The following is a 13441-nucleotide window of genomic DNA, read 5'->3' on the forward strand; positions in this document are numbered from 1 at the left end:
CATGCAGGGCTCGGTCGCGAGGCGTCGTTTTGTGGCCGCTGCGGCGGTACTGGGCTGGGCGGGACTGGCCATTCAGCTGTACCTGATTCTGTATTCGCGCTGGACGCTGGATGCCAGGTTGATCGGCGGTCTGGTGAGCTTTTTCAGCTATTTCACGGTGCTGACCAACACGCTGGTGGCGACGGTTCTGACCTGCGAATGGACGTCTCGCGAGTCTGCGGCTCGACGCTGGTTTTTGCAGCCGTGGGTGAGCAGCGCGATTGCCGTGAGCATCGCTGTGGTGGGGCTGGCGTACAGCGTGTTGCTGCGGCATTTGTGGCACCCCGAAGGCTGGCAGTTCCTGGCGGATGAAGTGCTGCACGACATCATGCCGCTGCTGTTTCTGGCCTATTGGTGGAGGTGCGTGCCCAAAGGTACGTTACGGCTGCGGCACATTGGCCTGTGGGTGATTTACCCGCTGGGGTACTTCGCCTATGTGTTGTGGCGCGGGCATCTGCTGGCGGTTTATCCCTATCCGTTCATTGATGTGGATAAGTTGGGTTATCCACAGGTGTTTGTGAATGCGGGGGGATTGTTGGTGGGGTTTGTGATCGTTGCGCTGATGGTGATCGGGCTGGATCGGTGGCTTGCCCGAAAGTGAACCTGAACTATGGCGAGGGAGCTGCTGTGGCGAAGGGGCAAGTCCCCTCGCCACAGGGAAGACAGGTAACCTTTAGTTATTCATCGTCGCTGTCATCCAATCGCCAGTAGCCGACTGCTTTGACCCTCTGCTCATTCAAGCCGTGCTCATCAAGCAAGACCCGCCGAATCTGCCGCGACACTTTGGTCTCCGTCGCCACCCACGCATAGAGATTGCCGCTCGGCACTTGCAGTTGCTTCACGGTCGTCAGCAGGTTGTCCTTGCCGCCTTCGCGCAGCACCCAGATCACATGGACCTGCGCGGCGCTTTCCAGGCGTTGTTGTTCAGCGCCGTTCTCCACTTCCACAACCACCAGCGCACGGCGATTGGCCGCCAGGCCTTCGAGGCGACGGGCGATGGCGGGCAGGGCGGTTTCGTCGCCGATCAGCAGGTAGCTGTCGAACATGTCCGGCACGATCATCGAGCCGCGTGGCCCACCGATGTGCAGGAACTGGCCGGGTTTGGCTTGCTCGGCCCAGGTCGAGGCAGGGCCGTCGCCGTGCAGCACGAAATCGATGTCCAGTTCCAGCGTGTCGAGGTCGTAACGACGTGGCGTGTAGTCGCGCATCGCTGGCATCGGCCCGTTGTCCTTGCCCGCGCCGAGCACCAGCGTTTCCAGCGCCGCGTGTTCCGCCGCGGTCTGCGGGAACAGCAGTTTGACGTGGTCGTCCGTACCGAGGCTGACGAAGCCGGCCAGCTCCGGCCCGCCCAGGGTAATCCGGCGCATGCGCGGCGTCAGGTCGACCACGCGCAACACTTGCAGACGACGGCGTTTGATTTCATGCATGACACGGTGGATGGATTGCACGATCACTTCACTCATTCGGCTTGCTCCTGAACGGGTTGAACGGCAGGGCCGTCGACGATGGCCTTGGCGGTGTTGTTGAGCAGGTCGCGCACCCGCAGGATTTCTTCCGGGCTCCAGCGGCCGTGGTGCATCTGCAAGGCGTGACGCAAGTTGTGCACCGCCTCGTGGATCTCGGCGGGACGGTCATGACCGCGCAGCGAGCGCTTGCTGACCTCGATGCGCATCCGCACGCCGTCCAGCGCAATCGCCTGTTCGGTCAATGACAGACGTCCGGCGTCGGTGACGGTGTAGCGTTTTTTGCCGCCTTCGGCATCGCCCAGAATCATTTCGCTTTCTTCGAGAAAGGTCAGGGTCGGGTAGATCACGCCGGGGCTGGGGCAGTAGGCGCCGTCGAACATGCTTTCGATCTGACGGATCAGGTCATAGCCGTGGCAGGGCTGCTCCGCGATCAACGCCAACAGCAGCAGTTTCAGGTCGCCGGGGGCAAACACCCGGGGGCCGCGGCCACCGCGTTCACGGCCGGGGCCAGGGCGTTTCTCGAAGCCGTCGCGGCTGTCGCTATGGTCTCGGTGGGAATGATGGTCTCTCATTTTTGCGTCTTCTCTCGTCGTGTTTAGATACAACTTAAGATATATCTTTAGGTGAGCGCAAGCCTACTGGACCAATGGTCGGTCTGCGCCACCGCTTGACGGCCAGACGCGCTGAGCGATGAGGAATACGGTATGGGTTGCTCTTTTAGAGCAATTAAACTAATCATGGAGGCTCATCGATTGATAATTGTTCCGCTGTTGCAAGATAAGTAGTCTTCATCTTTTGGAATTCAATTAGTTCCTATCTGTGTGCTTTTTCAGGTGAAAACTGTGTGTAGTATTTCTCTGAGGGTAAAACAATCGAGTTGGCGTTTTTCCAGTGTTTTTCCTATTGTTCGAACGCCGTTGTTACTACATGTTCTTCGGAAGTTGCGTACTTACTTTCTCATGGGATTGGACGATCATTCTTTGGCGTCGAAAGTTAAGCGAAATCGCCATCACCGTATGGAGAGATTTCCGCTTGCCCAACTTTCCTCGGTCCAATCCTTTGAAAAAATACAGGTACACAATAATGTTCAAGACGTTTGCAATCGCCGTTCCGATGACCCTCCTGGCCCTGAGCACTTCGATGGCGTTCGCGGCGGAAGAATCGCGCACCTCCATCAACATTACCGCTGATATTCCGAGCAAGGTCTTCCACGCTCAGCCTGTAGACAAAGACTTCGGCAAAGACGAGAAAATGCAGTATGTCGTCGGCTCCGGCACCCTGACGGAAGTCCGTGGCACCTATGATGTTCAACACACCAATGGCTCGGTCGGCGCTTATGTCGTGGGCGGTCCTACTCCGCTGTTCAATGGTAATCCAGCCTTGAACATTCCTCTGACTTACACCTTCAATGGCACGCCATTGACCGCTGATTCTCAGGAAGTCGTCGGCGACGCCGAATCCAACGGTGGCATGCGCGCCGACCTGGTGATTACGGCAGAGAAGCCGGGCAACAGTCAGGTGGGGATCTACACCGCCAACCCGGTCGTCATCTTTGATGCCATTCCGCGCATCTGAAGTAAGCGCGTGCTGTAAGTAAGTTCTGTCTTACTTGGCAACGTTCACCGATCGCCAGGGAGGTTGTGCCTGTCGATCGGGTTTCAACGAATTTATCTCCAGAGTATTTCGTTCATGTTCCCGATGACTCCCATCGCGACGGCGCTTGCCCTATGTTTTTGTGCGACTGCCCTGGCCGCGCCAGCGGACAACGGCCACACACCCCGAAGTTTACTTGCGCAAGCCAAGGGATTACCGAGCGAGTTCGAAGAGCACTTCTTTGATGTGCCGCTGGCGGTGCGCGTGGAACTTGATCAACAGTTTCTCGGTGAGGCGATGGTCGTGCTGACCCGCGACGATCGAATAACCCTCGTTGACTTCACCGATGTCAGCGACAGCATGATCAAGCCCAGCGAGCGCGACATCTGGGCCAACTACCTGAAACAAGGCGTGGTGCTGGGCGCCTGCCAAGCCAATTGCCCCGAACAACTGCTGGCCGTGCACTACAGCCTGGAAAACTCGCTGGTGTCGATCCTCACGCAAAACGCCGAACGCGATGATCAGGTGCAGCGCTATTACAACCAGCCCGAAGGCGGCAGCACCGGGTTGATCGTGCGCAACCAGCTGAACCTCAATGGCGGCCAGAACCAGGACCTCGGTGGTCGATACGGTCTGGAAGCGAGCAGCAGCCTGGGCAACTGGACCCAGGCGGTCAACCTGCAGTTGTCACGCCTCGGTGGTGTGGACAATCAGCTCTATCACGCCATGCACGAGCTCTTTACCCAGCGCGAACTGGAAGGCAACTTCCTGCGCCTGGGCTTGTTCACGCCCACCTCGGAAGGCCTGACCCGTCAGCCGCGCTCCTTCGGCGCCAACCCCGACACCGCGCTCGGCGTCATGTACGGCAGCTCCGACAGCCTGGCCATCAATAACCCGAAACCGGCGGTCTACCCGATCTATGTCACGGCCAATCGTCAGGGCTCGGTGGAGATCTACCGCGACGGCTTGCTGATCAATACTCAGGCGATACCCGCCGGTTTGCAGACCCTCGATACGCGGCCATTGCCCGGCGGCATCTATGACGTGGAAGTGCGGCTGATCGAAGACGGCCAGATCACCTCCAGCACGCAGGAGCTGGTCTACAAGCCCAACAATTGGCGCAATCATGACGAGCGCTGGCGCTACAACCTGTTTGCCGGGCGTGAATCGAAAATGCTCAGCAACTGGGATGAGCAGGCCGATGGCGACATGACTGCCGGCGCCGCATTCAACTTCCTGCTGCACCCGCGGGTGATTCTCGGCCTGTCGGGTCGGCAAGTGAAAGACACCCTGCAATACGGCACATCGGTCGACTGGGCCATCGTCCACAACGCCAGCGTCTTCGCCAACGTCTACAAGACCGAGGACTACGGCACCGGTTTCGACGTGCAGGGGCTTTATTCCTACGGCAGCGGCAGCCTCGTCGCCAGCCATAACCGCAGCTGGCTCGACACCACCCGGCTCTACGACACTTTGCCCGACGGCACGCGCGTGCGGCAGCGCAATGTATTTATCGGTCAGACCAGTAACTCGTCCTTGTCTCTCAATCATCGCCTCACCAGCAAAAGTTCGGTCAATGCCCGGGTGTCCCACAGTGAAGGCAACACCGAAGGCGTCGGCGTGGACCTGGGTTGGACTCAACGCACGCAACTGTTTGGCAGCGACGCCAATTGGCGCCTGTCGCTGTTCGACAGGCCGGGCAGCGTCAGTTCGGGCAATGATCGAAATCGCGGCCTTGACCTGAGCGTGAGCGTGGCGCTGGGTGGCCCGGGAGAACAGTTGTCCGGCAGCATCGGCACCCGCACCGATCGCGATGGCGGGCGTGACAACAATGCCTCGATCACTTACCGCAAAGACTTGCAGGACCACCTGCTGCAAAGCGTTTCCGCCACGGCGATCACCGACACCTATGGCATCGGCATGAACGCGATGGCGACGATGCGATCGGACCTGGCCAACGCCGACGGATTTATCCAGCGCTCCTCTTACAACAACGACTTCACCGGTGGTCTGAACCTCGACAGCACCGTCGCCGTCGGCGGGCAAAAAATGGTCGTGACCAGCCAATACCACCGAAACGGTGCGGGCATGATCATCGATGTCGAATCGGACATCGAAGACATCACTTTACGTGCCGACGATCTGAGCGGTGGCAGCGCAGTCCTCAAGCCCGGACGCAATTTTGTGCCGATCACGGCCTACAAAAGCAGCTCCGTCAGTTTCGATTTCGAAGGCAACCACGTGCCTGCCGCGACCATCCAGCCGGTCCGTTCCAGTTATCACCTGAACAAGGGCGGCGTGGATTATCGCCAGATTCGCGTGATGCGAACCCTCACTGTCCTCGGTCGCCTGATCGACCCCCAGGGCAACCCGCTCAAGGGCCATCACATCATCAACCACGCCAGTCGCGGGGTCAGTGAGGTGGACGGCTTCTTCTCCATGGAAATGAACGCCGGTTCCCCGACCCTGGAAGTGCGCCACGGCAACCAGTTGCTGTGCCAGTTCCGCCTCGACCCGAGCCGTGGCCGCACGGAAAACAACGTGCTGATGATTGGCGATCTGCGTTGCACGCCGGACACCCTGGCGGACCTGACGCTTGAGACGCCGACGGCAGGCTGATGCCCGACACCCCGAATTTTTTTATGAGGTAAATGACGATGAAACGTCGGTTGGCACTGATTGGTTTTTGTTTGTTCACCCAGACGGCACATGCCGGGCCGAACATCAATATCGGCACGGTCTACGACTACCTGGACGGTGACAAAAGTACCTTTTTGAAACGCGTCTATAACGGCGGCGACAGCACCGCTTTCGTCAAGGTCAACATCCTTGAAATCCTCTACGACGCCGATGGCAAGTCGCGGGAGGTGCCGCTCAAATCTAATGCCGAGGGCAATTCCCGGGATGGCTTGATGGCCAGCCCGGCGCGACTGATCGTGCCCGCCAGTGGCATGCAGGGCACGCGGTTGCTGTACATGGGCGAGCGCGACAAAGAGCGCTATTTCCGTGTGCGTTTCATACCGGTGGTGCCCGAGAAGGAAGACGAATTCGCCGTCTCCGGCGAGGAGCGTGAGCAGTACAAGAAAGCCCTGTCCGCCGGGGTCACGGTGCTGGCCGGGTATGGCGCGGTGTTTTTCGTTCGCCCCAAGGCCCCGCGTTACGCCAGCGTGATCGAAAACGAGGCGGCCAGGTACCGGATCCGCAATACCGGCAACACCGTGGTGGTGATCGATGAGTTCAAGGATTGCTCGGTCAAGAATGACCAGGACTGCCAGCCGACCACCAAGCATCATGTTCTGGCCGGCCGCCATTTCGAGTTCGAGAAACAGGCTGGCCGCGAGTACCGCTTCACGCTGGTTGAAGGCGAGAGCCGCAAGAAACTCGATGTGAAAGGCTGATGACTATGTTCAGACAACTGACGGTCCTGATGGTGTCGGCAATGGCCTGCCAGGGTGCGTTCGCGGCCCGCGAAGTGCAGCACTTTGAAGTATTCGTGACGGTCCCGAGCCAGGCGTTTTACGTCATTCCCGCAGACCCCGGCTGGATTCACCGCGAACAGTCATTGCCATGGAATCTGACGACCTCGACCCTGGGCGGCTTGCGCAAGTATTTCGATGTGAAGAGCGAAGCCGGTTCCATCGAAGCCCGCCTTGAGGGCAGGCCTTACTTGTCTAACGGGACGCAGGCCCATGACATTGGATTGCGCGTGCTGTTCAACGAAAAGTTGTTGAACGAGGGGGAAAGCCGCGAGGTGGTTTCGCTGATCGACGCCGCGCAGGGCAAGCGGGTTTTACTGGAAGTGCTGCCTGTGCCACCCGCCGATGGGGTTTACAAACCCGGCAACTATTTTGGAAGCGTCAACATGGTCTTCAACGCGGTGTTGCCCAAATGATGAATTTATTGAATAAGCGATCAGCCCGGACGTTGAAGGGGGCTGCATCGGCCAGCCTGCTGTGTGCGGTGTTTGCCTTGCCCATACAGGCCGCTGTGATGGACATCGAAGCGGTGTTCGAGCCGGATTCGTCGAAGCCGAATAATAACGTGTTCGTCAACATGACCCCGTCCGAAGGTTTTTGCCGGCAGATTCCACAAGCCTGTGCGCCCTATAAGCTGTTCAGCCTTATTGCGCCTATTTCCTTCACGGCGAATGCGCCAATCCTGGCCAACCATGCGGACCCGCGGCAAGGAGGAATGGCCCGCGTTCCCTCGGACTGGAGAGAGGTGATGGTTACCCACGAGTCGGGTGATAGCGAGGTGCTTTCCATTCGTATCGGCGGGATCGGGCACGAAGCTGCGATTCCCCGCCCTGTCACTGAACTGACCGGAGGAGGTTGGTGGGATGACTTGTGGGTAGGTGGCGGTTGGGCCTATGCGCCGATACCCTGTTCAAGTGTGGGTTGGCACTCGGCAGGGCCCTCGGGCTACAACAGTTTCTGGCGAGTCGCCAGAGGGGTGGGCGTGTGCAGCAAGACGGCGAAGTTCGATATTCCGCTTTCCTTTCGCTACCTTTACTTCGTGTTCGCTTATGAGCTGCGCACGCCTAACCCCCTGACCATGAAGTCGGGCAAATACACCGGCACCATGCCGTACACCGTCGGTCCACGTCAGGATTTCGACATGGGCGATGTCATGATCCCCAGTGACAACCAACTGACCCTCAACTTCTCCCTGGATGTTCGGCACACCCTCAAGGTCGAGATTCCACCCGGTGGCAATCGCGTTGAGCTGGTACCGCAGGGCGGCTGGCAAGCCTGGCTGACCCAAGGGCGCAAGCCCACACGGCTGTTTCGTGATCAGACGTTCAATGTGTCTTCATCGAGTCGCTTCAAGATGAACCTGGACTGCCAGTACAGCACCGATGGCAACCGCTGCTCGGTGCGCGACCCGGTTTCGGGCCATATCGTCCCGCTCGACGTCAGCGTGACCCTGCCCAATGGCCTGGTGGATGCCACCGATCAACCGGTCAGCCGCCGGCCGTTACGGCGCGACGGCATTGGTACCGAGCTGTTCCAGCCGCGCTTTTATGTCGATCGCAAACCGGGCACGTTGCACTTCGAAATTGCGCAGGATGAGGTCGAGGATATGATCAAGCCCGGTGTCGCCAGAACGTACTCGGGCACTGTCACGGTGGTTTGGGATTCGCAGGTGGGTTAAGCGTGAACCCTGATGCATCACCCGATGCATCAGGGATTGCCGTTTATTGCTGTGCGTGTTTTTGCAACGCTTCGCGGGTGAGTTTTCGGCTCAGCTCTTTTTCTTCGTAACCCATGTCGTGCAGCAATTGGCCGTAGACCTCATCGGTCATGTCCTGGCCCGTCAACACCAAACTGTCATCGATATTCAGGCGCCGGGCGAGGTCTTGCAGACGCTGTTTGAGGGCGCGTCGTTGTGCAATTTGCTGGTCCCTGGAACGGGCCCAGGTGTGTTGGACTTCGCGTAACTCATCGAGCAAGTCGCTCTTGGTTTCGTAAAACCGGGCATTGCGCCGGAATTCGTTCGGATAGGTGTCCTGCAGGTATTTCTGCCAGAAAGGCTGTTCGATCATGTCGTTGACCAACCCATCGCCGGCCTCCATCGACATCACCGTCTCGAAGGCGGTGTCGAGGGTTTTGGCGTTCACACCGGCGATGGTGCGAAACAGCATCGTCTCCGATTGCCACGGTAAGTCGAGGCGTTGAGCCAGGCCGGTTTCGTAGGCGAGGTACACCTCGACCTCATCCGGATTGCCCGGGCGGCTGCCGAAATCGGCACGGGCAATGTCATCCACGCGCGCGAGGCGAGCAGCACCTCTGGCCAGGTTCACCAGTTTGCTTTCAAGCACGGCGTTGGACGTCGACAAGGCATAGGCTTCGGAGGCGAGCACCTTGATGCCCATGTGGTTGAATACTTGAGCCCCGGCATCGGCGCAGGTAGTAGGCGCCCTGGCCATTTCGAACAGGTCCTTGCGCAATCCGGTGTCCAGGTCGATGGCTTCGATCATGCGCCATACCCGATTGCTGAGCTGCTGACGCAAATCACCACCGGCCTTGTAATCGGCCGAGCGGGTCTGTTTCTGGATCAAGGCAAAAAAATCCTCGGAGCCAGGCTCGGTCATCAATTCGTGCCAGGCTTCCTCCCGGAAAGTACCCAGCCCTGAGACCTCGGCACTCCACCATGTCGAGTCATCGTTCATGGGCCACAGGTTCATCGTGTCCCGTGCCGCATAGGCGTAGACCTGCTCTGGCGAGATGCCGACGGATCGTCGATACGCTTTGAAGGTGATCCGGTTGGCCTCCGAGAGCCGCTCGTCGTACAAGCGGGTCCGCGCCAGGAGGAAGGCATCTTCCGAGCCGGGCACGACCTTGGGAATAACGCTGATCGGGTTTTCCTGCAAATCCAGAAAGAAGCCCCGCGGTCGACGTTTGTTGAAAGGCCCGAACAGGCCATCGGGCCAGGCGGTGGCCCCGGTGTTGCTCAAGCTCAGGACTCTCAGTCTGGGCATGCGTCCGACGTCCGGGAGCCGGCCCAACTGCCTGTTGTCATCAAGCCTGAGGGTTTCCATGCGGGTCAGGTTTCGCAGTTGCTCGACGGCAGACGGGGTCAACGTGATGTTGTTGTTCATCAACCGCAGCGTCCGCAGGTGGTGCATTTTGCCGATGGCGTCGGGGAGTCGGGTCAAGCCGCAATTGCGGGCACTCAGTTGCTGCAGATGAGGGAAGTCACTGAGCAGACCGGGACCGCTTTCAAAAAAGGTCGTGCGGTCCAGATTCAAGGTGCTGATCTGATCGAGGTAGCGCTTGATATCCGGCAGCTCCTTCCACCAGCGTTCGAGGTCAAGCGACTTGAACTCTGTGGACAGGTCCAGCGCATACCCGCCGTCGGCCGTGATGCTGCGTTCACCAAAGACCGTGGGCTTGCGTTTGAAACAATCGATTAACCGTTCGGCAATGTGCAAGCCGCCACTGTTGACGAACCCGTGTTGATCCGGGCCCCAGGTATCCGGCTGCTGGTAGCGCCAGCGATTGAACAGCACACGCAGGTCGTCCAGTTCGCGGTCCAGTCGGGTCAGTGTCTGATGCCCTTGCTCCTGCGAACCGAGGGATCGAACGAAGGTATTGACCTCGCGGTCGTTGAAGTGAGGGTAAATATCCTGCACCCGTTCGGTGAGCGTGGGGGCAACGGTGGAGAAGCCGGGACCGCGCAACAGGATCATGTCTTCATGGTCAGCCAGCGGACGGATCGGCGGTGCGGCGAGCGCCGTGCGGCGCTGCGCCGGTGTCTCGGTCTTGGCCATCACCCATTGCTTGAAGAAGCCCCCCTGGCCTGGCCGATAACCCAACTGCGCCTGTTTGTTTTCCGGCAAGGCGTTGAGAACGGCTTCGTAAAAATCAGTGGCGTCGTGCAGTTTTCGGTTGTCACCGTCCCAGACTTCGAACCGGTTGCCATCGTCCTTGACCAACACCCGGACCATCGACGCGCCCTCGGCACCCACACGGCTGCGCAAGGGGCCGGCATCGTTGCCTTCGCGAACCTCGATGCGCAATTGCGCGAACGTGTCGGTATGAATCCTCAAGGCGTTCAGCACCAGGCTTTCGGTTTGCGCCACCCACTGCGCGCCGTCATGGAAACCTTCATAGGCGTGGTTGGTCCGGGCTTCGAAGGCCGCCTCACGGGTGCGGCTCTTGAGGCTCAAGGGCAGTCGTTGCGTTTGAATCATGCGCTTGAGGTCGGCAGCGTCGGTGGTGTTCAGCAGCGTCGTTGCGGCACGGGACGGCAACTCGGGAAAGGTGTGGCGCATGAGTCGCAGCGGCGGATCGTCGAACGCCTGGGCCCCTTGGTAAAGCTGATTGATGATGTCTGGGGTCAGTCGATCGGCTTCGTCCGCCAGACGATTGCGCAAGGCTTGCACCCGTTCACGTTGGGCGGTGGACCGACCGAGCACGGCGTGCAGCTCTTCTTCGTTGAGAAACCCGACAAGGTCTGGTGCAAATTGCTCGCTCATGAGGTTCGACAAACTGGTGGACAGGGTCTGTTCGGCCGTCGCATCGGCGTTGCCGTACTGGCGGAACCGGCCGCTCATGTCGGCGTTTTCGTAGACCTTCAGGGCTTTATCCGCGGGCCAGCCGTCCAGGTAAGTCGCCAGCGGTTCAAACCAGTAGGAGGAAGGATCCAGAGGCTGGCCTGAGCGAATCCTCCTGATGGCCTGGCGGGTCTGGCGCTGGATGTTCAAGCGGGTGAGGCTGTCGTCGAGTAACGGTGGCGGGGCCGTGTTGTCGACGTACATCCGGCGCAGCGCACCGTCGTCGGTACCACTGGCGATGCGAACGGCTTCGAGTTCCGCGTCGCTGAAGCCCTCCACGGTGTGGCCGAGACGGCGCATCAACGTCGGACGATCCCAGGCTCGCGGGTTCTCGGCTTCATGGGTCCAGGCGCCGAGGCCGTTGTGTTTCAACTCGGGCAGGTAAGCATTGTCGCGATGCGGGTGTTTGACCCGGTAGTTGCCGGTTTGCGGATCCTTTTGCACGGCGTAGTGCTTGTCATCCAGCGGCAGAACAGCCTCGCCCTCGTGAGCGTGCAGCCCCAGCGCGTCAGGTCTGGAGTCCGGCGATAACTGCACATCGGGCCATTCATAAGGTTTCAGGTCGGGGTGCCACAACCGGGGTTCGCCGTTGGGCAGCGTGACTGGTTTCATGCCTTCGATCAGCGGTGACAGTTTCAGGCGTGCCAGCGCACCGATCTGCGCACCGGCGGCGAACGCTTCCAGCTGAAGAACATCGGTGACCAGGCCGACAATGTGTTCGGTGGCTTCAGTCCACAGTCCCAGGGTCATGTCGACGAGGCCTTCAATGGCGTCACTGGCCATCTGATAAGCCATGTAGCCCATCATCAGCTGACCCAGTCCTGGCACGAACGGCGTGACGACCATCAGGGCGATGTTGAAGATGTCCGAGACGATTTTCTTGAAGTTCTCCCACCAGGCCCATCGTGCATGAGTATCGGCATCGGCGGTTGATACGGCGATGTGACGGGCGTCATTGAGGACCTTGTTGAGCTTTTGCTCGAACAGGTACTGCCAGAGTTCGCCGCTGATCGGTGCGGTGTTGAACTGCAGACGAGGGGCGGTGATAGCCTCTTCGCGCCAGCTCGGCCTCGGGTCCAGCGGCTCTTTGCGATGCCATTTCACTTGAAACAGGCGTTGTTGCAGCCCGCCGAAAAAATGCCCCCGATCGGATTGATCGACGAACCGGCTGAAGAATTGCTGGTAGGTCATGCCGGTGGAGGAGATGACAGCGTTGTCGCGCAGCTGACGCGTCAGTTCTTTCATCAGCGCGAGGGTCGAGGGGTACTCTTTCAGCGGGTGCTCGGGGTCTTGTGGGACATACGCGAAGATCGGCACCACCTCATGGACCCGGTTCAGATCCGGCGTAATCAAGACGATGCCGGTCAGCTGGCTGTCGAGCATGGACAGTTTGGCGAACTGCATGATTCGGCCTTTGCGGGTGAGGTTGCGCTGGCCATCGAGCATCATCAGGATCAGGTCACCGGCATCGGCGTCGATGTCGCCCTTCAGGACGGCCAGTCTGGCGGCGGCTTTAAACGCGGCTTTCTCGTTCTCGATGATCTTGTGTTTTAAAACCACCTGGGCGAGGCCATCCCTGGGCCGCAACTGTTCTTCGAGGTATTTCGTGTAGCGCGCGCCAATGTCCAGCGTGCGACACAGGGTCTGGAACTGGGCGATGGACATTTTTCGTTTGATCGCCAGGGTGTCGAAATGCCCGCGGGCATCGGGCTGGCTGATGAAGTTCGAGTCCGCCTCGCAGGTTTCGTGGCTCGCGAAGTTATGCAGGGCCGCGTCGAGTAGTGAAACGGTGCGAGTCACCACGCCGTTGAGGTGGCTGGCATACCAGGGAAGCTGTTTGGGTAGATAAAGGTGCAGGTAAGTGGTCTTTACATCGACGTCGACACCGAACTGTTCCAGCAACGCTCTGGTCAGCAACGGTTCGGCGAACTCGTAAACGCCTCGGACCTTGTCCATGACCCGGTCGACGGTGTTTTGAGCGGACCAGAGGTCGAGGTTGGCGTGTTGTAGCGGGGTGTGATCGAACCCCCTGATGTTCTGTGCCCAATACCCTGAAGCCGTTTGCGTGAGGCTCAGTTCCCGGATCCGTCGCACTGACGCGTCCTTGAACGTGGGATGGATACGGCTTTTGATGAAATCGTAGTGGCGACCTTTTTTGTCATTGGCCCCCGGTGTCGGTCGCGCTGATATACGTCCGTGTAAGTCAGTCATGCTTTTAATAAACCTTGAGCGTTAAGTGGAGTGACCAGCCTAACGCCCGAGGCTCAAAGTAAAAGCCTGAATT

Annotated in this window: 9 protein-coding genes; 6 read left to right on the plus strand and 3 right to left on the minus strand. The window is 59.3% G+C overall.

All coding sequences use genetic code 11. The features are described 5' to 3' along the window. Position 1: 1 nt before the first annotated feature. The gene (locus D882_RS0108210; protein ID WP_032833469.1) at positions 2-640 is read left to right on the plus strand and encodes a Pr6Pr family membrane protein; all 639 of its coding nucleotides are present in this window, start codon (positions 2-4) and stop codon (positions 638-640) included. Between the two features lie 76 nt (positions 641-716). On the opposite strand, the gene D882_RS0108215 is transcribed toward D882_RS0108210, so the two are convergent. Next, positions 717-1502: a siderophore-interacting protein gene (locus D882_RS0108215; RefSeq protein ID WP_027922785.1), complete on the minus strand. Its 786-nt coding sequence runs from the start codon at positions 1500-1502 to the stop codon at positions 717-719. Continuing rightward, on the minus strand, positions 1499-2077 hold the full coding sequence (locus D882_RS0108220) for a PadR family transcriptional regulator (RefSeq protein ID WP_027922786.1): 579 nt from the start codon (positions 2075-2077) through the stop codon (positions 1499-1501). The genes D882_RS0108215 and D882_RS0108220 overlap by 4 nt, the downstream gene beginning before the upstream one ends. 511 nt (positions 2078-2588) lie before the next feature. Between D882_RS0108220 and D882_RS0108225 the strand changes: the two genes are divergently transcribed. The 5 genes from D882_RS0108225 (at position 2589) to D882_RS0108245 (ending at position 8252) form a co-directional block, all read left to right on the plus strand. Further along, positions 2589-3080, plus strand: a complete 492-nt coding sequence (locus tag D882_RS0108225; protein WP_027922787.1) for a CS1 type fimbrial major subunit — start codon at positions 2589-2591, stop codon at positions 3078-3080. Positions 3081-3194: 114 nt separating this feature from the next. Further along, positions 3195-5717, plus strand: a complete 2523-nt coding sequence (locus D882_RS0108230) for a TcfC E-set like domain-containing protein (protein ID WP_027922788.1) — start codon at positions 3195-3197, stop codon at positions 5715-5717. Between the two features lie 38 nt (positions 5718-5755). After that, entirely contained in the window at positions 5756-6496 is a 741-nt protein-coding gene (locus D882_RS0108235; protein ID WP_027922789.1) for a pilus assembly protein, read from the plus strand. Between the two features lie 5 nt (positions 6497-6501). Next, on the plus strand, positions 6502-6990 hold the full coding sequence (locus tag D882_RS0108240; RefSeq protein ID WP_027922790.1) for a CS1 type fimbrial major subunit: 489 nt from the start codon (positions 6502-6504) through the stop codon (positions 6988-6990). Beyond that, a complete protein-coding gene (locus D882_RS0108245) occupies positions 6987-8252 on the plus strand; it encodes a hypothetical protein (protein WP_027922791.1) in 1266 nt (421 codons plus the stop codon). The genes D882_RS0108240 and D882_RS0108245 overlap by 4 nt, the downstream gene beginning before the upstream one ends. Before the next feature lie 43 nt (positions 8253-8295). Here the strand turns inward: D882_RS0108245 and D882_RS0108250 are convergent, their stop codons facing one another. Next, entirely contained in the window at positions 8296-13368 is a 5073-nt protein-coding gene (locus tag D882_RS0108250) for an NEL-type E3 ubiquitin ligase domain-containing protein (protein WP_027922792.1), read from the minus strand. Positions 13369-13441 lie beyond the last annotated feature (73 nt).

This window comes from Pseudomonas sp. URMO17WK12:I12 (genome assembly GCF_000514395.1).
GTDB lineage: Bacteria > Pseudomonadota > Gammaproteobacteria > Pseudomonadales > Pseudomonadaceae > Aquipseudomonas > Aquipseudomonas mucoides.

Excerpts from the sequence above, each read along its gene's own strand:
- D882_RS0108210 (WP_032833469.1), top strand. The coding sequence starts at position 2 with ATGCAGGGCTCGGTCGCGAGGCGTCGTTTTGTGGCCGCTGCGGCGGTA.
- D882_RS0108215 (WP_027922785.1), bottom strand. The coding sequence starts at position 1,502 with ATGAGTGAAGTGATCGTGCAATCCATCCACCGTGTCATGCATGAAATC.
- D882_RS0108220 (WP_027922786.1), bottom strand. The coding sequence starts at position 2,077 with ATGAGAGACCATCATTCCCACCGAGACCATAGCGACAGCCGCGACGGC.
- D882_RS0108225 (WP_027922787.1), top strand. The coding sequence starts at position 2,589 with ATGTTCAAGACGTTTGCAATCGCCGTTCCGATGACCCTCCTGGCCCTG.
- D882_RS0108230 (WP_027922788.1), top strand. The coding sequence starts at position 3,195 with ATGTTCCCGATGACTCCCATCGCGACGGCGCTTGCCCTATGTTTTTGT.
- D882_RS0108235 (WP_027922789.1), top strand. The coding sequence starts at position 5,756 with ATGAAACGTCGGTTGGCACTGATTGGTTTTTGTTTGTTCACCCAGACG.
- D882_RS0108240 (WP_027922790.1), top strand. The coding sequence starts at position 6,502 with ATGTTCAGACAACTGACGGTCCTGATGGTGTCGGCAATGGCCTGCCAG.
- D882_RS0108245 (WP_027922791.1), top strand. The coding sequence starts at position 6,987 with ATGATGAATTTATTGAATAAGCGATCAGCCCGGACGTTGAAGGGGGCT.
- D882_RS0108250 (WP_027922792.1), bottom strand. The coding sequence starts at position 13,368 with ATGACTGACTTACACGGACGTATATCAGCGCGACCGACACCGGGGGCC.